The sequence below is a fragment of the Ancylobacter dichloromethanicus genome, assembly GCF_018390645.1.
In the GTDB taxonomy this organism is placed as follows: Bacteria; Pseudomonadota; Alphaproteobacteria; order Rhizobiales; family Xanthobacteraceae; genus Ancylobacter; species Ancylobacter dichloromethanicus.
In genome coordinates this window covers 84,109-102,264 of the sequence record NZ_JAHBGC010000016.1, presented here as the reverse complement: position 1 = coordinate 102,264, position 18,156 = coordinate 84,109, and the positions used below count along the sequence as shown (strand labels likewise).

Annotated in this window: 14 protein-coding genes; 9 read left to right on the top strand and 5 right to left on the bottom strand. The window is 70.9% G+C overall.

The features are described 5' to 3' along the window. Positions 1-79 precede the first annotated feature (79 nt). The 5 genes from KHC23_RS07350 (at position 80) to cysG (ending at position 4,188) form a co-directional block, all read left to right on the top strand. Positions 80-379, top strand: a complete 300-nt coding sequence (locus KHC23_RS07350) for a hypothetical protein (protein WP_213370992.1) — start codon at positions 80-82, stop codon at positions 377-379. A 93-nt stretch (positions 380-472) separates the two neighbouring features. Next, positions 473-1,126: a peptide-methionine (S)-S-oxide reductase MsrA gene (gene msrA, locus KHC23_RS07345; RefSeq protein ID WP_213370990.1), complete on the top strand. Its 654-nt coding sequence runs from the start codon at positions 473-475 to the stop codon at positions 1,124-1,126. 133 nt (positions 1,127-1,259) lie between these two features. Next, positions 1,260-1,976 (top strand): hypothetical protein, encoded by a 717-nt coding sequence (locus KHC23_RS07340; protein WP_271188739.1) that lies wholly within the window; start codon positions 1,260-1,262, stop codon positions 1,974-1,976. Between the two features lie 115 nt (positions 1,977-2,091). Next, entirely contained in the window at positions 2,092-2,589 is a 498-nt protein-coding gene (locus KHC23_RS07335; protein ID WP_213370988.1) for a TIGR00645 family protein, read from the top strand. Positions 2,590-2,676: 87 nt separating this feature from the next. Beyond that, positions 2,677-4,188 (top strand): siroheme synthase CysG, encoded by a 1,512-nt coding sequence (cysG, locus tag KHC23_RS07330; protein WP_373878541.1) that lies wholly within the window; start codon positions 2,677-2,679, stop codon positions 4,186-4,188. 258 nt (positions 4,189-4,446) lie between these two features. Here the strand turns inward: cysG and hisG are convergent, their stop codons facing one another. The 4 genes from hisG to KHC23_RS07310 all read right to left on the bottom strand — a co-directional run bounded on the left by hisG (position 4,447) and on the right by KHC23_RS07310 (position 10,632). Next, complete coding sequence (gene hisG, locus KHC23_RS07325) at positions 4,447-5,421, bottom strand: ATP phosphoribosyltransferase (protein WP_213370986.1); 975 nt, start codon at positions 5,419-5,421, stop codon at positions 4,447-4,449. Then, entirely contained in the window at positions 5,418-6,551 is a 1,134-nt protein-coding gene (locus KHC23_RS07320; RefSeq protein WP_213370984.1) for an ATP phosphoribosyltransferase regulatory subunit, read from the bottom strand. The genes hisG and KHC23_RS07320 overlap by 4 nt, the downstream gene beginning before the upstream one ends. A 335-nt stretch (positions 6,552-6,886) precedes the next feature. Beyond that, positions 6,887-8,554 (bottom strand): histidine--tRNA ligase, encoded by a 1,668-nt coding sequence (locus KHC23_RS07315; protein WP_213370982.1) that lies wholly within the window; start codon positions 8,552-8,554, stop codon positions 6,887-6,889. 119 nt (positions 8,555-8,673) lie between these two features. After that, positions 8,674-10,632 (bottom strand): tetratricopeptide repeat protein, encoded by a 1,959-nt coding sequence (locus KHC23_RS07310; RefSeq protein ID WP_213370980.1) that lies wholly within the window; start codon positions 10,630-10,632, stop codon positions 8,674-8,676. A gap of 268 nt (positions 10,633-10,900) precedes the next feature. Here KHC23_RS07310 and aptA point away from each other — a divergent pair, with 268 nt between their 5' ends. From aptA to KHC23_RS07295, 3 genes are all read left to right on the top strand, one after another. Then, positions 10,901-12,238, top strand: a complete 1,338-nt coding sequence (aptA, locus tag KHC23_RS07305; protein WP_213370978.1) for an omega-aminotransferase AptA — start codon at positions 10,901-10,903, stop codon at positions 12,236-12,238. Positions 12,239-12,576: 338 nt separating this feature from the next. Next, the gene (gene hrpB / locus KHC23_RS07300) at positions 12,577-15,054 is read left to right on the top strand and encodes an ATP-dependent helicase HrpB (RefSeq protein ID WP_213370976.1); all 2,478 of its coding nucleotides are present in this window, start codon (positions 12,577-12,579) and stop codon (positions 15,052-15,054) included. A 223-nt stretch (positions 15,055-15,277) separates the two neighbouring features. Continuing rightward, positions 15,278-15,499 carry a hypothetical protein gene (locus tag KHC23_RS07295; RefSeq protein ID WP_213370974.1) on the top strand — a complete coding sequence of 74 codons (222 nt, stop codon included), beginning with the start codon at positions 15,278-15,280 and terminating at the stop codon, positions 15,497-15,499. Between the two features lie 9 nt (positions 15,500-15,508). Here KHC23_RS07295 and KHC23_RS07290 read toward each other — a convergent pair whose 3' ends face one another. Continuing rightward, the gene (locus KHC23_RS07290) at positions 15,509-16,828 is read right to left on the bottom strand and encodes a hemolysin family protein (protein WP_213370973.1); all 1,320 of its coding nucleotides are present in this window, start codon (positions 16,826-16,828) and stop codon (positions 15,509-15,511) included. Between the two features lie 157 nt (positions 16,829-16,985). Here KHC23_RS07290 and aroC point away from each other — a divergent pair, with 157 nt between their 5' ends. Continuing rightward, positions 16,986-18,098 (top strand): chorismate synthase, encoded by a 1,113-nt coding sequence (gene aroC / locus KHC23_RS07285; protein WP_213370971.1) that lies wholly within the window; start codon positions 16,986-16,988, stop codon positions 18,096-18,098. Positions 18,099-18,156: the final 58 nt, after the last annotated feature.

Below are 18,156 nucleotides of genomic sequence, written 5' to 3'. Positions count from 1 at the left end.
GCCTCCCCCGTCCGCGCCGCCTACAGACGGTCGGACGCGACAGATGCGCCCATCGCCAACGAGGACCGGGACGCCCCGCATGATCCGCTTTCTCTTCCGCTTCGTCGGGCTGTGGGTTCTCGCCGGCGCCTTCGTCGCCCTCGTGCTGGACGGCGTGCGCTCCATCGCCTCGTCGGAGATCGTCACCACGCCGCTCGGGGTCACATGGCTTTCCGTCAGCCCCGGCTCGCTCACGCGCTTCCAGGGCTTCGTCGAGGGCACCCTCTCCTCGCCGGTGTGGGAATATCTCGTCGTGCCGGTGCTCGGCGCACCGCTTTTCGCGGTGCTCGGCGTCGCCGGGGCGCTGCTGCTGCTGATCGGCCGCCGCCCGGCCGCTTGATGCCGTTCGCGTGAACGACCCGGGACGCGGCCGCCCTCGCGCGGTGCCGCCGCGATCCCCATATCGGGGCCATTCCAGCAAGGGATTTGCCCCATGTTCTTCTTCAAGAAGAGTATCGACCTGCCCACCCCGTCGCAGGCGCTGCCCGGCCGCGCCCGCCCGCTGCCCACGGCGGAGACCCATTTCGTCAACGGCCATACGCTCAAGGGCCCCTACCCCGAAGGGTTCGAAACCGCGATCTTCGGCCTCGGCTGCTTCTGGGGCGCGGAGCGCAAGTTCTGGCAGACGCCGGGCGTCCATGTGACTGCCGTCGGCTACATCAACGGCATCACCCCGAACCCGACCTATGAGGAGACCTGCACCGGCCTGACCGGCCATGCCGAGGCGGTGCTGGTGGTCTTCGACCCCGCCAAGGTGAGCTACGCGCAGCTTCTCAAGCTGTTCTGGGAGAGCCACGACCCGACCCAGGGCATGCGGCAGGGCAATGATGTCGGCACCACCTACCGTTCCGGCATCTACGTCACCTCGGCCGACCAGCGGGCGCAGGCGCAGGCGAGCCTCGCCGCCTACGACGCCGTCCTGAAGGCCAGGGGCTTCCCGGCCATCACCACCGAGATCGTCGACGCCCCGACCTTCTACTTCGCCGAGGACTACCACCAGCAGTATCTCGCCAAGAACCCGAACGGCTATTGCGGGCTCGGCGGCACCGGCGTCTCCTGCCCGATCGGCACAGGCGTCGCCGCCTGAGGCCGGTGGGCGCGGCGGCATGATCGCCCGGGCCCGCCCCCTGTCTATTCTTGATCGCATCGCCCGGGCCGCTTCCGCCCGGGCGATGGCGGGTTGTAACCTGCGGTCACCGCCGCCTGATCGAGGAAAACCCGTGACCGCCCGGCTCTCCAGCACCGCCCGCTCCGCCCTTTTCGCCCTGCTGCTGGCCGGCGGCGACGCGATAGCGCAGGAAACGCCGCCGACGCCGCACCTGCCGGCGGTGCTGCGCGATGCGCGCTATTGCGAGATCGTGCCGATCCACCTCACGCGAGAAGGCCTCAAGGCCAGCGTCTACAACACGCTCGGCTTCGACGATTGCCCCGCCGACAAATGGGACGCGCTCACACGGCGCGAACTGTTCGCGCAGTTCGAGACCCTCGCCGTGGTGATGAACGGCCCGCGCCATTTCCTGATGGACGGCATCATCGCCACCGGCGACACCAGGACCGGCGAGGTCATCACGGTGGGCGGCATTGTCATGGCCAAGCGCGCGGAAATTTCGCTCTCGCTGCACCAGGCGATGGGACCGGCCTATACCGAGCAGACCATCGAGCGCGACACCACCTATCGCTTCGATGCCGGCAAGCCGGTGTTCCAGCTCACCGCGCCGGACGGGGCGGTCTATGTGATGCAGGCCTATGCGCAGATCGTCGACCCCTCGCTCAGCTACGCCGACCTGCCCGGCCTCGGCGCCAGGCTGAAGCCGCCGGCCGGCTGGAGCTACGCCACGCGCACCCCGGACAAGGATCTGCTGCTGGTGGCCACCGGCACCGCCATCGTCATCCAGGACGAACTGAAGAACACCTACCAGAAGATGGCGGCGAACTGAGCGCGCCGGCCCCGTGAGGCGGGGCTGCCCGCCCCGGCCCTCTTGCCGCCGTCGCGGCGCCGTGGCACCCATCTCGCAGCCGCGAGATGCGGCGTCAGGCCGGGGCGACGGACGCATGGAAAAGGTCATCGAACGCTTCATCTTCGTCAGCCGCTGGATCATGGCGCCGTTCTATCTCGGCCTGGTGATCGCGCTGGCGGTGCTGCTCTACAAATTCGGCGTCGAGCTGTTCCATTTCGTCACCCATGCCGGCCAGTTCGACGAGAGCGACACCATTCTCGGCATATTGGCGCTGATCGACCTCACCTTCACCGGAAGCCTGGTGATCATCGTCATCTTCTCCGGCTATGAGAACTTCGTCTCCAAGATCGACGCGACAGGCCATTCCGACTGGCCGGAATGGATGACCAAGGTCGACTTTGCCGGCCTCAAGCAGAAGCTGCTGGCCTCCATCGTCGCCATCTCCGCCATCGCCCTGTTGAAGGCGTTCATGAACCTCGACCGCGGCGTCGACGAGAAGCAGCTCATGTGGCTGGTCATCATCCATGTCGTGTTCGTGCTCTCCGGCGTGGTGCTGGCCTGGACCGACCGCCTGTCGGAAAAGGCGCACTGATATTATCCGGATAATTTTCGTTTATTGACTTCAATGGACGCACATTTCGTGTGATAATGGCCGATCACCTTCAGACCGACCGCTGCGATGACCGATTCCACTGACCAGCCCCCCGCCTCCCCGCCCGCCGGGCGCCGCGCCGCCCGCGCTCCGGCGCGCATGGCCCCGCTCGCCCGCCTGCCGGTGTTCTTCGCGCTGGCCGGGCGCCGCATCGTGCTGGCCGGCGGCTCGGAGGCGGCGGCGTGGAAGGCGGAGCTTCTCTCCGCCGCCGGCGCGCGGGTCGAGGTGTTCGCCGCCGCGCCGTGCGAGGACCTCGTCGAACTCGCCGCCGCGCCGCCGGACGGTCCGCTCCTTCTCGTCGCCCGCGACTGGACACCCGCTGATCTCGCCGGCGCCGCGCTCGCCATCGGCGCCATCGAGGAGGACGAGGAAGGCGAACGTTTCGCGCAGGCCGCGCGTGCCGCCGGCGTGCCGGTCAATGTGGTGGACAAGCCGGCCTTCTGCGATTTCGCGTTCGGCGCCATCGTCAACCGCTCGCCGCTGGTGGTGGGCATTTCCACCGATGGCGCCGCCCCGGTGTTCGGGCAGGCGGTGCGGGCCAAGATCGAGGCGGTGATCCCGCAGGGCTTCAAGCGCTGGGCCGAGGCGGCGCGGAGCTGGCGCCCCGCCGTCGCGGCCCTCGCTTTGTCCTATCAGGGCCGCCGGCGGTTCTGGGAGCGCTTCACCGAAGCCGCATTGGAGACGCCGGAGGTCGAACCTTCGCAGGCGCTGCGCGAGACCCTTCTCGGCCGCGCCGCAATGGAGCGCACCGACGCGCCGCGTGGCTCGGTGGCGCTGGTCGGCGCAGGGCCGGGCGACCCGGAACTGCTGACGCTGAAGGCGGTGCGGGTGCTGCAATCGGCCGATGTCGTGCTCTATGACGACCTCGTCGCCCCGGCGGTGCTGGACGTCGCCCGCCGCGAGGCGAAGAAGATGCTGGTTGGCAAGACCGGCTACCGCCCCTCCTGCAAGCAGGACGACATCAACGCGCTGATGGTGTCTCTGGCGAAGCAGGGCAAGCGCGTGGTGCGGCTCAAGGGCGGCGACCCGATGATGTTCGGCCGCGCCGGCGAGGAGATCGCGGCGGCGCGCAAGGCCGGCGTGCCGGTGGAGGTGGTGCCCGGCATCACCGCGGCGCAGGGCGCGGCGAGCCGGCTCACCGTCTCGCTCACCCATCGCGATCACGCCCGGCGGCTGCAATTCATCACCGCCCATGCGAGAGACGGCAAGCTGCCGCGCGATCTCGACTGGCAGGCGCTGGCCGACCCGGCCGCGACCACGGTGGTCTACATGCCCCAGCGCACCTGGGCCGAACTCGCGGCCAAGGCGATGGCGGCGGGGCTCGACCCGGCGACACCGGCCGTCGCCATCTTCGCCGCCACGCGGCCGGAGGAGCGGCAGGTGCCGGCCACGGTCGCCACGCTTCAGGTCGCGCTTGACGCGGCGGTGGCGGACGGCGCCGGCGGGCCCTGCCTCATCCTGTTCGGCCACGCCATCGGCGAGGCGGCGGCGTTCGCCCTGCCGGACGCTCTCGATGAGGCGCACGCCGCGCGGGGCTGACACCCCGTTTCCCGGCGCTCTCCATCGCCATCATCCCGGACGGCCAAAGGCCGATCCGGGACCGCGCGCCGAAAAATGCGGATGCGATCCCGGCTCTCGCTGCGCTTGGCCGGGATGACGGAATTTGTCTTTCCCTCATGGCCGGGCTTGACCCGGGCACCCAGCCTTTGGACCTGTCGATGCGGTTCTTTCCCGGCGGCGCGGGTCCTGGGTGGCCGGGTCAAGCCCGGCCATGAGGGGGCAAGGGTGCTTTCGCCCCTACCCGATGCGCTCTTCCAGCCTCTCGTAGAGCGGGTTCTCGGCCGCGAACACATAGTCGAGCGGGCCGACCGACACGCGCGCGGCGCCCTGCTCGCGCAAAAACACCGCCAGCGCGTGCAGCGTGTCCGGCGGGCAGTGCAGCGTCACCATGCCCGACGAGGTGGGTGCGCCGAACGGCGCCACGGCGCGGAAGCGGCGCACCGCCTCCTGCACCACGCCGGCATCGCAGGCGGCAAAGCGGGTCTTCACCTCGCGCATGGTCGCCGCGCGCTTGGCCGCCGTCACCCGGTCGAGCAGCGCCCGCGCCGCCGCCTTGGCGCCCGCGTTCCAATCCGCGTGCAGCGAGGCGACGAGGTTAGCCTCCGAACGCAGGATCACCCCGTCGTCGATCACCTTCAGCGCGTTGGCGGCCAGCGTCGAGCCGGTCGTGGTGATGTCGACGATCAGCTCCGCCGTGCCCGCCGCCGGCGTGCCTTCGGTCGCCCCCAGGCTCTCGACGATGCGGTAGTCGACAATGCCGTGGCGGGCGAAATAGCCGCGCGTGAGGTTCAGATACTTGGTCGCCACCCGCACCCGCCGCCCGCGCGTGGCGTGGAAATGCGTCGCCACGTCGTCGAGGTCGCGCATGGTGCGCACGTCGATCCAGGCCTGCGGCACCGCCACCACCACATTGGCGTGGCCAAAGCCCAGCCCCTCGACCAGCAGCACCTTGGAATCGGCGTCCGGGATGCTCTCGCGCACCAGGTCCTCGCCGGTGACGCCGAGATGCACCGCGCCGGCGGCAAGCTGGCTGGCGATCTCGGAGGCGGAGAGATAGGCCACCTCCACCCCCTCGACGCCGGTCAGCGTGCCGCGATAGTCACGCACCCCGCGCGACTGGGTCAGCGACATGCCGGCGCGGGCGAAGAAGCCGGTGGCGTTTTCCTGCAGCCGGCCCTTGGAGGGCACGGCGACGATCAGCGGCGCACTCATAGGCGGGCCTCCACGGCGTCGAGCCGGCCGAGCCAGACCGCGAAGCCGACCGCCGGCACCGGCTCGCCGGCGCCGAGCCGGCCGAGCAGCCCGTCATAGCGCCCGCCGGCGACCAGGGGCGCGCCAAGCCTGTGTTCTCCTTCGCCGTTCTCGTGCAGCTCGAACACCATGCCGCTGTAATAATCGAGCGGCCGGCCGAAGGCGGCGGCGAAGGACAGCCGGTCGGGCTCGATGCCCTGCGCGGCGATGAAATGGGTGCGGCTCTCGAAGGCGTCGAGCGCGCGGGCAAGGTCCAGCCCGGCCGCCTCGGCCAGGGCGCGCAGCCCGGCCGCCGCCGCATCGGGCGTGCCGGCAATGGCGAGATAGCGCTCGATCACCGCCACCTTCTCGGAAGACAGCCCCTCGGCATCGCCCGGCGCCGCCTGTTCGAGAAAGCGCTCGGCGATTTCCGTCACGCTGCGCCCGCCGACGGTGGAAATGCCGGCGATGGAGAGCAGATCCGTCACCAGCGCCCGCGCCGCCGCCGGGTCGGAACCGGCCAGCGCCGAGAGCACGCCGGCATGGGCGGTGACGCCGCCGGCCTCCGGCTGCTGCTTGAGCAGCGCGAGATCGGCGCCGAGGTCGCCGGAGCGGGCGAAATCCTTGATCAGCCGCCGCCGCCACACTGGCGGCAGGTTCAGCGCGTCGAGCAGGGTGGCGAACAGGCCGGCGTCGCCGAGCCGGATGGTGGGGTCGATCACCCCCCACAGCGCCGCCGTCTCCAGCCCCAGCGCCAGCAATTCGGCATCCGCCGCCTCGCGGTCGAGCCGGCCGAAGGATTCCACGCCCGCCTGCAGGAATTCGCCGCCCGGCACGTCGGAGCGGAACACCGGGCCGAGATAGGCGAAGTCGCGCGGCTGGGCGGCGCCGTCCGCGATGTAATGGCGGCACACCGGCAGGGTGAGGTCCGGCCGCAGGCACAATTCGCGCCCGTCCGCGTCCATGGTGATGAACATGGTGCGCCGCATCTCCTCGCCCGACAGGTCGAGAAAGGCGTCGGCGGGCTGGAGCACCGGCGGCTCGACGCGCGCGAAGCCGGCGCGCGCGTAAAGCGCGAGCAGTTCCTCGGCGTGGCTGGGGTCGGCGGGCATGGGCGGGTCCGGGCTGCGGTAAAGGGGGGCGTGTCTGGCGCTGCGCGCTTCTAGCAAAGCCCCGCGCCGCGGTCCATGCGCGGGCGGCGACATGGTTTCCGGAGGGCACGGCAGCCTTGTTTCCCGGTCCAGCGGAGCCGGAGGCGCAGCGCCGCGCCGGGACCCAGGAGAAGACCCGCCGCAGGCGGCCGCACTAGCCGAAGCGCGACGGCCCATCCTTCGAGGCGCGCTGCGCGCGCACCTCAGGATGACGACGCTCCCGGACAGTGCGGACGGTCAGGCCCTCGTCATGCTGAGGTGCCCGGCCCCGCCGGGCCTCGAAGCACGCAGCCCCCTCACCCCAGCTTGGCGCCGTGCGGCACGCCGTGATGGTCGAGCAGCTCGCGTACCTTCTCCACCAGCTCGCCCTCGGCGCAGGCGAACTGCGCCGGGCGGGTCTCGCGCCATTCGGCATTGTCGGTGATGGCGGCGGCGGCCCTGGCGCCCTCGATCAAATCCTTGATCTGCACCTGCCCGGCCGTGCGCTCCTCCGAACCCTGGATGACGACGCACGGCGAATTGCGGCGGTCGGCATATTTGAACTGGTTGCCGAGATTCCTAGGGTTGCCGAGATACATTTCGGCACGGATGCCCTCTTTGCGCAGCGTGGCGACCAGGCCCATGTAATGGGCCGTCTGGTCGCGATCCATCACCACCACCACGACAGGGCCGAATTCCGGGGCGGCGTCCTTGTTCAGATAGGACAGCGCCGAGGCGAGCCGCGAGACGCCGATGGAGAAACCCGTAGCCGGCACAGCTTCGCCTCGGAACCGCCCGACCAGCCCGTCATAGCGCCCGCCGCCGCCGACGGAACCGAAGCGCAGTGGGCGCCCTTTTTCATCGGGAATCTCGAAGGTCAGCTCGGCCTCGAAGACCGGGCCGGTATAGTATTCGAGGCCACGCACGACAGACGGGTCGATTAGTATTCGCTTTGAACCGTAACCGGACGACCGGGCCAAAGTCGCAATGGTTTCAAGTTCGTCCAACCCTTCGGAAATCTTGTCTGAGCCCTGGAAATGAGCCCTAAGCTTTTTGATGGTGCTGTGGTTCGCAATGGCCAGGCTATCCTCAAAGCGAGTAACACCCCGCGCTGTTGAGAAGGATATTCCTCCCGGAGTGTCCCCAGCGGACAGTCGCGGAGTCACAAACAACGAATCTGCAAGATCTGTATCGGTAAGCTCGCCATTGTCGTCGACGGGACTGGCGGTAGAACCCATAAGGCTCAATATTTCGTGGATCTGACGGTCATCCAGTCCCGCACCCTTGGTGAAGTCGCCGCTCTTGGCCTCGGGGTTCTCCCAGCGGCCTTCGCCCAGCAGGTCGCGCACGCCTGATATGCCCACCTTGTCGAACTTGTCGATGGCCCGCAGCACCGTCAGCCGGCGGCCGGCATTCTCGTCGCCACCGAGTCCGATGGCCTCCAGCACGCCGTCCAGCACCTTGCGGTTGTTGACCTTGATCACATAGTCGCCGCGCGCGATGCCCAGCGCCTCCAGCGTATCCGCCATCATCATGCAGATCTCGGCGTCGGCGGCGACGGTGGGGGCGCCCACCGTGTCGGCGTCGAACTGCATGAACTGGCGGAAGCGGCCGGGGCCGGGCTTCTCGTTGCGGAACACCCAGCCGGCGCGGTAGCTGCGGAAGGGCTTGGGCAGCCTGTCGAAATTCTCCGCGACATGGCGGGCCAGCGGCGCGGTCAGATCGTAGCGCAGCGACAGCCACTGCTCGTCATCGTCCTGGAACGAGAACACGCCCTCATTGGGCCGGTCCTGGTCCGGCAGAAACTTCCCCAGCGCGTCGGTATATTCGATGAAGGGCGTCTCCAGCGCCTCGAAGCCATAGAGCTCATAGACCTTGCGGATGGTCTCCAGCATCGCCCGCGTGGGCACGAGGTCGCCCGGCCCGCGATCGGCGAAGCCGCGCGGCATGCGGGCGCGGAGCTTGTTGGGTTTGTCCTTGGCCATGGGCGCCGTCCTTCACGAGTGTCGGCGCGGGTTTAGAGGATGGGGCGCGTGGCGGCAATGCCGGCGCGCCGATGCCGTGCCCGGGTGACCGTGCCCCCTGTGCCGCCGGGCGGTCCGGCTCAGTTCGCCGCGGCGGCGGAATTGCGCACCGGCAGCCCGAGGCCGGCAAGGTCGGCCCGCACCCGCAAGGCCAGGGAAGGGTCGGGAAAGAACCGGCGGATCATCGCGTCCGGCTCGCTGGCCCAGCCGGGGGCGATGGCCATCAGCGCGCGCAGGTCGGCCCGCGCCGCGTCGTCCTCGCCGGCGAGATGGCTGGCCAGCGCCCGCGCCAGCAGCCCCGGCGCGTAGCCCTCGCCCATCAACTGGTCGGCGGCGGCGGCGGCGGCCGGCGCGTCGCCCCTCGCATAGGCGGCGATGACGCGGTGATAATCCACCCAGGGCGGCATGCCCGGCGCCGCCTCCGCCGCCTGCGCCAGCATCGCCTCGCCGCGCGCGGTCTCCCCCAGCGCCACCAGCCGGCCGCCGAAATCGGCGATGATGTCGACGTCGTAGGGGTTGAGTTCCAGCGCGATGTTGCCGGCGGCGAGGGTGGCGCCGCGCTCGCCACGGAAGAAGTGCACGTCCATCAGCACCCGGCGGGCGAAGGCGCTGGTCGGCGCCAGTTCCACCGCCTGCTCCGCCGCCGCCAGGGCGCGGTTGAGCGCGGGCGTGCCGGCGCGCGGATTGGCGCCGACGCGGATCTCGTCGAGATTCAGCTCCGCCAGCAGCGCATAGCCGAGCGCGAAGGTGGAGTCGGCCTCCACCGCCTGCTCGAGGCAGTCGCGGGCGGCCGCGTGCTCGGCCGGCTTATAGGAACGCCAGTAGGAATAGGCGGTCAGCACGCAGCCATAGGGGCCCGCCGTCTGCGGCCCGCCGGCGGCGGTGACACGCGCCCGTGCCCGCGCCTGGATGATGCCGTAGGGCTCGGCGATCGCCGCCATGATGTCGCGCACCAGCGCGATTTCCGATGCGGTGGCGTCGCTGCCGCGCCGCAGGCTGTCGAATTCGCGCGACCACACGATGGTGCCGTCGCACAGGTCGGAGAGCCGCAGCAGCACGGAGAGCGTGCCGTCGTCATGGTTCTCCACCAGCCCGCCCAGCGCGAAGGCGGAATTGGGCGAGGCGCCCTCGCTCGAACAACTCAGCGCCGGGCGCGCATCCGGGCTCGCCAGCACGTCGAGCAGGTCGAAGCGCGCCAGCGCGTCGCGCACCCGCACCTCGATCGCCTGGGCGGTGAAGTCGCCGCTGGTCACCGCCCCGGCGCTGCCGGCGATCTCGCTGGGCGGCAGCGGCGGGCCGCCGGCCGAGTCGAAGTCGCGCACCTCGACCATCGGGATGCCGAGCCGGTTGGTCCGCTCGATCGGGTGCCAGCTCGCGCCGGCCAGCAGCGCCCGCAGCCCGAGCGGGTCGACGCTCTCCACCGCGAGGCCGGAGACCATCATCGCCACCGCGAGCAGCAGCAGCCCCAGCGCCAGGCGCACCCACCCGCGGCGGCGCGCCGCCGGCACGGGCCGCACGGGCGCGGCGGGCTGTTCCCCGGCCTCGGCCGCGGCGGGTGGCTCGGGCTCGGCTTCCGGCGCGCCGCCGGCCGGGGCCGCGACCGCCATCCCGGGCGCCGGGCGCGGCAGGAAGTGCGGCACATAGCTGCCGCGCGGAATGGCGATCTCAAGGGCATCGCCGGCGCCGGCGCCGGCGTAATAGCGCTCCAGCGCGCGGCGCAGCCGCGTGGCCTCAACCCGCACGATCGGGTCGGCCTGCGGGTCGAAGGAAGGGTCGCGCCCCAGCGCCTCGACCGCGATGGTATAGCCCTTGATCGCGTCGCGGCGGCCGTCGAGCGTCGCCTCCACCACGAAGCGCAATATGTTGGACAATTGGGGCGAGGAGCGCAGCTCGTCGGAATCGAGCACACGCGCCAGCGCGCCCCGCACCGCGTCCGGGGCCGCGTGATCCGTTCCGGGCGTGATCGGCGCCTCGGGTCCGGACGCTTCAGGTCCGGCAGCGTCGGGGCCGGGGGTTTCGACAGTCGTGCTCTCGGGCACCGCGAAGTCCTATCCTGCGCCGTCCCCGGCTCTCCCCAAGCCAGGGCACGGCAGAAACGCTCCCCGCCGGAATGCGTGACGCAACGTGACGCGCCATTCCTGACCTGCGTTGATGGCCGCGATGAGGCCGCCGGGTCAAGCCGGCGGACGCGGTAGAAAGGAAAGTGATCACATCATGATTATTTCTCGTGAGCGTCGCCTGCTTACATAATATACATGACTAAAAAAGCGCGGCTTGTCCCCTTCGCCGTATCAGCCGGAGTGCTCCATGTCTGCTTACTCTTCCGCAGCCGCCAGCCCGAACGACCTCGAAGCCTTCTTCATGCCGTTCACGCCCAACCGGGCGTTCAAGGCGCGGCCTCGCCTGCTCACCCGCTCGAAGGACATGCACTACTACACGCCGGAAGGGCGCCCGGTGCTCGATGCCACTGCTGGCCTGTGGTGCGCCAATGCCGGCCACAACCGCGACCCCATCGTCGCGGCGATCCAGGCGCAGGCGGCGGAGATGGATTTCGCCCCGCCCTTCCAGTATGGCCACCCCAAGGCCTTCGCCGTGTCCGCCCGCATCGCGGCGCTGGCGCCGGGCGATCTCGACCACGTCTTCCTGTGCAATTCCGGCTCGGAAGCGGGCGACACCGCGCTGAAGATCGCCCTCGCCTACCACGCCACCACCGGCAACGCGACGCGCACCCGCCTCATCGGCCGCGAGCGCGGCTATCACGGCGTCGGCTTCGGCGGCATCTCGGTCGGCGGCATCTCGCCGAACCGCAAGCTGTTCGGCTCGCTGCTGCCGGGCATCGACCATCTGCCGCACACCTATAATCGCGAGAAGCAGGCCTTCTCCAAGGGTGAGCCGGAGTGGGGCGCCGAGCGCGCCGACGCGCTGGAGAGCCTCGTCGCGCTGCACGACGCCTCGACCATCGCCGCCGTCATCGTCGAGCCGATGGCCGGCTCCACCGGCGCCATTCCCGCCCCGGTCGGCTATCTCAAGCGGCTGCGCGAGATCTGCGACAAATACGGCATCCTGCTGATCTTCGACGAGGTCATCACCGGCTTCGGCCGCCTCGGCTATGCCTTCGCCGCCGAGCGCTACGGCGTGGTGCCGGACATGATCACCTTCGCCAAGGGCGTCACCTCCGGCGCCGTGCCGATGGGCGGCGTGCTGGTGCGCAAGCACATCTATGACGCCTTCGTGAAGAGCGACGACCCGGTCATCGACCTGTTCCACGGCTACACCTATTCGGCCCATCCGCTGGCCTGCGCCGCCTCGCTCGCCACGCTCGACCTCTACCGCGAGGAAGGCCTGTTCGAGCGCGTGCGCGAGATCGAGCCGATCTGGGCGGACGCCTTCCACGCGCTGCGCTCCAAGCCCGGCGTGCTCGACATCCGCACCGTCGGCCTGGTTGGCGCGGTGGACTTCGAATCGCGCTCGGACGGCGTCGGCCGCCGCGCCTATGAGGGCATGGAGCGGCTGTTCCACGAGGAAGGCATGATGGTGCGCACCGCCGGCGACACCTTCGCCGTCAGCCCGCCGCTCATCGTCAGCGAGAGCCAGATGGGCGAAATCGTCGACAAGCTCGGCCGGGTGCTCGACAAGATCTTCTGAGCCGGGCGGTCTGCCGCCTCCCTCATCCCCGGGTGTGTCCCGGGGATCCAGCGGTCCCGCCGTGCACCGCTGAAAGCCTGGGTGGCCGGGTCAAGCCCGGCCATGAGGGTATTCGGCGCGGCCTCGTGCCGCCAGCCCGAACAACGTCATCCTGAGGTGCCCGGCCACAGGCCGGGCCTCGAAGGACGGCTGTATGGTGCGGCCCAAGCCACCATCCTTCGAGGCCGCCTGTGGCGGCACCTCAGGATGACGGCGCATCGCGACGCACGGGTCATGCCGGCATGACCTTCCCGGCCGACAGTTCCGCAATTGGCCCGCCGGCTGTATAGCCCTGCGCCATGGCTGCGCCCCTCTCACCCCTCCCCATTGACGATGCCCTGCCGGCGTTGACCGCCGCGCTGCGCGCCGGCAATGCGGCCGTGCTGGTGGCGCCGCCGGGCGCGGGCAAGACGACGCGGGTGCCGCTGGCTCTGCTCGACGAGCCCTGGGTGGCGGGCCGCAAGATCCTCGTGCTGGAGCCGCGCCGCCTCGCCGCCCGCGCCGCCGCCACCCGCATGGCGCAGACGCTGGGCGAGGCGGCCGGGCAGACGGTCGGCTACCGCGCCCGCTTCGGCTCGAAGGTCGGCCGCCACACCCGCATCGAGGTCATCACCGAGGGCATCTTCACCCGCATGATGCTGGACGACCCGGAGCTTTCCGGTGTCGCCGCCGTGCTGTTCGACGAGTTCCACGAGCGCAGCCTCGACGCCGATCTCGGCCTGGCGCTGGCGCTCGACGCACAGGGCGCGCTACGCGAGGACCTGCGTATCCTCGTGATGTCGGCCACGCTGGACGGCGCCCGCGTCGCCCGCCTTCTGGACGGCGCGCCTGTCGTGGAGAGCCTCGGTCGCGCCTTCCCGGTCGAGACCCGCTATGCCGGGCGCGTGCCCGGCGCGCCGGTGGAGCGGCAGATGGCCGAGGTGATCGCCGGCACGCTGGCGCGCGAGAGCGGTTCCATCCTCGCCTTCCTGCCCGGCGCCGCCGAGATCCGCCGCACCGAGCGTTTTCTGCGCGAGGCCATCCGGGACCCCGCCATCGACATCGCCCCGCTCTATGGCGCGCTGACCCCGGCCGAGCAGGACCGCGCCATCGCCCCCGCCCCGCCGGGCCGGCGCAAGGTGGTGCTCGCCACCTCGATCGCCGAGACCAGCCTCACCATCGAGGGGGTGCGCGTGGTCGTCGACAGCGGCCTCGCCCGGGTGCCGCGCTTCGAGCCCGGCGTCGGGCTGACGCGGCTGGAGACGGTTCGGGTGTCGCGCGCCGCCGCCGACCAGCGGCGCGGCCGCGCCGGGCGCACCGAGCCGGGCGTGTGCCTGCGCCTGTGGCACGAGCCGGAAACGGCGAGCCTGCCGGCCTTCGCCACGCCGGAAATACTCGCCGCCGACCTCTCCCGCCTGATGCTCGACCTCGCGGTCTGGGGCGTGCGCGATCCCGCGACCATGGCCTTTCTCGATCCGCCCCCCGCCCCGGCGGTGAAGGAGGCGAAGGCCCTGCTGGCCGCCCTCGGCGCGCTCGATGCCGACGGGCAGGTGAGCGAGCACGGCCGCGCCATGGCCCGGCTGCCGCTGGAGCCGCGCCTCGCCCGCATGGTGATCGAGGGCGCGCGGCGCGGCGCCGGGGAGGACGCCGCCCGCATCGCCGCCCTCGTCTCCGAGCGCGGGCTCGGCGGCGACGCGCTCGACCTCACCCACCGGATGATGGATTTTTCCCGCGACCGCTCCCGCCGTACCGAAGAGGCGCAGCGGCTGGCCGAGCGCTGGGCCGGAGAGGCGGAACGGCAGGTGGTCGGTACCCGGGCGGGCGGCGATGCGCCCTCCCCCGCCGTGCTGCTCGCCCTCGCCTTCCCCGACCGCATCGCGCGCGGGCGCGGCGACGGGCGCCGCTTCGTGCTGGCCAATGGGCGCGGCGCGGCGCTCGATCCCGCCTCCTCGCTCGCCCGCGCCCGCTTCCTCGCCATCGCCGAATTGACCGGCACCGCCGACGAGGCCCGCATCCTGCTCGCCGCCGAATTGAGCGAGGCCGAGATCGAGGCGGAGTTCGGCACCGCCATCACGGAAGGCGTGGAGACCGCCTTCGACCCGGCCTCCGGCGCGCTGCGCGCACGCCATCTGCGCCGGCTCGGCGCGCTGGTGCTGGCCGAGCGTACCGCGCCGCTGAAGCCGGGACCGGACACCGCGCAGGCGCTCGCCCACGCCGCCGCCGCGCGCGGGCTGGAACGGCTGGCCTGGTCCGACGCGCAGCGGCAATGGCTGGACCGCGCCCGCTTCCTCCACGCCAGCGCGCCGGAACTCTGGCCGGACCTGTCCTGGGCGACGCTGACCGCGACCGTTGAGGACTGGCTGGCGCCGGCGCTGGGCGATGTCACCGCGCTCAGTGCCCTCGACGCCGACCGGCTGGGCCGCGCGCTCGCCACCCTGCTGCCGTGGGAAAGCGCCCGGCGGATGGAGACCGAGGCGCCGACCCATGTCGAGGTGCCGACCGGCTCGCGCCTGCCGATCGACTACGCCGCCGAGGGTGGGCCGACGCTGCATGTGCGGGTGCAGGAGCTGTTCGGCCTCACCACCCACCCCAGCATTGCCGGCGGGCGGGTGCCGCTGGTGCTGTCGCTGCTCTCCCCGGCGCACCGGCCGATCCAGCTCACCCGCGATCTGCCAGCCTTCTGGGCCGGCTCGTGGCGCGATGTGCGCGCCGACATGCGCGGGCGCTATCCCCGCCACCCCTGGCCGGAGAACCCGGCACAGGCCGAGCCGACCCGACGCGCCAAGCCACGCGGTTGAACGGGCCGCGCCGCCGCGCGGTTGACACGCGCCGCCTCTGAGAGCGGCACGTGTCGCAAAGTATTAACCATCCCGCAGCGGCAAACATTAACCACACGCCAAGAGGACGTGCGGGCGACGCCTGTTTTAACGCGTGGTCAAGGTGTGGGGCGCAAGGTGTCCCCATAACAAAATCTGTCCAAAGACAGATCTCATGCGGATGAATTCAAGCAGAGACAGGTCCATGCGCGAAATGGTGGAACGGGAAATGGTCGGGCAGTCGATGGCGTCGCGCCGTCGCACCGCCGTCGCACGCCGGCCCCACGGCACCGGCCTCGAATACGGCCTCATCGCCGCGGCGCTCGCGGTCGCCATCGTCACCGTCGTCGTCGGCGTCGGCACCCGCTATGGCGGGCTGCCGGCGCCCGCGCCGGCCCTCTCGGTCGACGCCGCCGCGCTGCGCTGACCGCGCGCCTCAGCCCAGCAGCGGCGCCCGCCGCCGCGGCACCACGGCGCGCGCGACCAGCAATTTGTCGACCCGCCGCCCGTCCATGTCGACCACCTCGAAGCGCCAGCCCATGGATTCGAACGCCGCGCCCTCCACCGGCAGCGACTTCAACTCGTGCAGCACCAGCCCGGCGGCGGTGTGGAAGCCGGCGTCCTGCGGCACCCGGATGCCCAGCACCTCGGCCAGTTCGTCCACCGGGGTCGAGCCGGCAACGAGATAGCTTCCATCCGCCCGCTCCACCACGTCGGGCTTGGCCTGGCCGGCCTCGTCCAGCACCACGGTGCCGGCGATGGCGTCGAGCAGGTCGGCGGGGGTGAGGATGCCGACCATCGAGCCATATTCGTCGACCACCAGCGCCAGCGGCGATTCGGCGAGGCGCAGCAGCCGCATCGCGTCGAGCGCGCCAGCCGTCTCCACCAGCACCGCGGCCGGCTTGACGAAGCGGCGCGGGTCGGGCGTCTCGCCGTTGAGATAAGCCTCCAGCAGATCGCGGATGTCGATCACGCCGACCGCCTCCTCCGGCGTGCCCTCGCAGGCCGGCATGCGGGTGTGGCGGGTCTCGCGGATGGTCTGGCGCACCGCGTCAGGATCGTCGGTGAGGTCGATCCAGTCGACATCGGTGCGCGGCGTCATCACCGCCCGCACCGGGCGGTCGGCAAGGCGCATCACGCCGGCGATCATCTTGCGCTCGTCCGGGTCGATCACCCCCGCCGTCTCGGCCTCGGCAACAATGGCGCGGATCTCCTCGTCGGTGACGTTGTTCTCCTCGCCCTTGCCGTGCTCGCCCAGCAGGCGCAGCACCAGGCGCGAGGAAATGTCCAGCAGCCACACCGCCGGGGCGCCGATGCGCGCCAGCATCACCATGCCGGGGGCGACCAGGCTGGCGAGCCTTTCCGGGCTCTGCAAAGCCAGCCGCTTGGGGATCAGTTCGCCGATGATCAGCGAGACATAGGTGATCGCCGCCACCACCAGCGAATAGCCGAGGCCGCCGGCAAGGCCGCGCGAGACGCCCTGTTCCTCCAGCCAGCCGCCCAGCATGGCGCCGAGCGTGGCACCGGAGAAGGCGCCGGCGAGGATGCCGATCAGGGTGATGCCGATCTGCACAGTGGAGAGGAAGCGGCCGGGGTCGGCGGCCAGTTGCAGCGCCATGCGGGCACCGCGCGAGCCACTGTCAGCCATGGAGCGCAGGCGGGCCGGACGGGCGGATACGACGGAAAGCTCGGCCATGGCGAGCACGCCATTGATCAGCACGAGCAGGAGAACAACGGCGATTTCAAAAAGAGGCATTGGCTCGGGTTGGCAATCGGGGATCGACAAGCTGTAGCATGAATGCCGCCATTCTCCATGACGCGGCAGACCCGGCCCGGCCCCCGCCGGCGTTTGACGCCCGTCGCGCAGGCGCCTAGAAGCGCCGCAACCCCTCCCTGCCGCCGGCGGAACCGCAATGTCCTTCAACAGTTTCGGCCACCTCTTCCGCGTCACCACCTTCGGCGAGAGCCACGGGCCCGCCATTGGCGGCGTGATCGACGGCTGCCCGCCGGGCCTGCGCTTCCGGCTCGACGAGGTGCAGGGCGCGCTCGACCGGCGGCGCCCCGGCCAGTCGCGCTTCACCACCCAGCGCCGCGAGCCGGACGAGGTGAAGATCCTCTCCGGCACCCTCGCCGAGGAGGACGGCACGCTCATCTCCACCGGCGCGCCGATCGCCTTGCTGATCGAAAATGTCGACCAGCGCTCGAAGGATTATTCGGCGATCGCCGAGAGCTACCGCCCCGGCCATGCCGACTATGCCTATGACGTGAAATACGGCCTGCGCGACCATCGCGGCGGCGGGCGCTCCTCGGCCCGCGAGACGGCGGTGCGCGTCGCCGCCGGCGCCATCGCCGCCAAGGTGCTGCCGGGCGTCACCATCACCGGCGCGCTGGTGCAGATGGGCGAGATCGCCATCGACCGCGCCAATTGGGACAGCGCCGAGATCGGCCGCAACCCGTTCTTCTGCCCGGACGCGCAGGCGGCCGCGCGGATGGCCGACTATCTCGACGCCATCCGCAAGTCCGGCTCCTCGGTCGGCGCGGTGATCGAGGTGGTGGCGGAAGGCGTTCCTCCCGGCCTCGGCGCGCCCATTTACGGAAAGCTCGATGCGGACCTGGCGGGCGCGCTGATGAGCATCAACGCGGTCAAGGGGGTGGAGATCGGCGAGGGCTTCGCCAGCGCCGCCCTCACCGGCGAGGACAATGCCGACGAGATGCGCATGGGCAATGACGGCCGCCCGGTCTTCCTCGCCAACCATGCCGGCGGCGTGCTCGGCGGCATTTCCACCGGGCAGCCGGTGGTCGCCCGCTTCGCGGTGAAGCCGACCTCCTCCATCCTCACCCCGCGCCGCACCGTGACGCGCCATGGCGAGGATGCCGAGATCGTCACCAAGGGCCGCCACGACCCCTGCGTCGGCATCCGCGCCGTGCCGGTGGGCGAGGCGATGGTGGCCTGCGTGCTGGCCGACCATTTCCTGCGCCAGCGCGGGCAGGTCGGCACGCCGCCGGCCTGGCCGTTCCCGCGCTGATCGCCGCCGCTGTGTTTCAGTATTACTGAAACATCCACGAATTTTCATTGCGGCCGAA

Bases quoted from the DNA above. Each gene is read 5' to 3' on its own strand.
- KHC23_RS07350 (WP_213370992.1), top strand. From the start codon at position 80: ATGATCCGCTTTCTCTTCCGCTTCGTCGGGCTGTGGGTTCTCGCCGGC.
- cysG (WP_373878541.1), top strand. From the start codon at position 2,677: ATGACCGATTCCACTGACCAGCCCCCCGCCTCCCCGCCCGCCGGGCGC.
- hisG (WP_213370986.1), bottom strand. From the start codon at position 5,421: ATGAGTGCGCCGCTGATCGTCGCCGTGCCCTCCAAGGGCCGGCTGCAG.
- KHC23_RS07295 (WP_213370974.1), top strand. From the start codon at position 15,278: ATGCGCGAAATGGTGGAACGGGAAATGGTCGGGCAGTCGATGGCGTCG.
- msrA (WP_213370990.1), top strand. From the start codon at position 473: ATGTTCTTCTTCAAGAAGAGTATCGACCTGCCCACCCCGTCGCAGGCG.
- KHC23_RS07335 (WP_213370988.1), top strand. From the start codon at position 2,092: ATGGAAAAGGTCATCGAACGCTTCATCTTCGTCAGCCGCTGGATCATG.
- aroC (WP_213370971.1), top strand. From the start codon at position 16,986: ATGTCCTTCAACAGTTTCGGCCACCTCTTCCGCGTCACCACCTTCGGC.
- aptA (WP_213370978.1), top strand. From the start codon at position 10,901: ATGTCTGCTTACTCTTCCGCAGCCGCCAGCCCGAACGACCTCGAAGCC.
- KHC23_RS07290 (WP_213370973.1), bottom strand. From the start codon at position 16,828: ATGCCTCTTTTTGAAATCGCCGTTGTTCTCCTGCTCGTGCTGATCAAT.
- KHC23_RS07320 (WP_213370984.1), bottom strand. From the start codon at position 6,551: ATGCCCGCCGACCCCAGCCACGCCGAGGAACTGCTCGCGCTTTACGCG.
- hrpB (WP_213370976.1), top strand. From the start codon at position 12,577: ATGGCTGCGCCCCTCTCACCCCTCCCCATTGACGATGCCCTGCCGGCG.
- KHC23_RS07315 (WP_213370982.1), bottom strand. From the start codon at position 8,554: ATGGCCAAGGACAAACCCAACAAGCTCCGCGCCCGCATGCCGCGCGGC.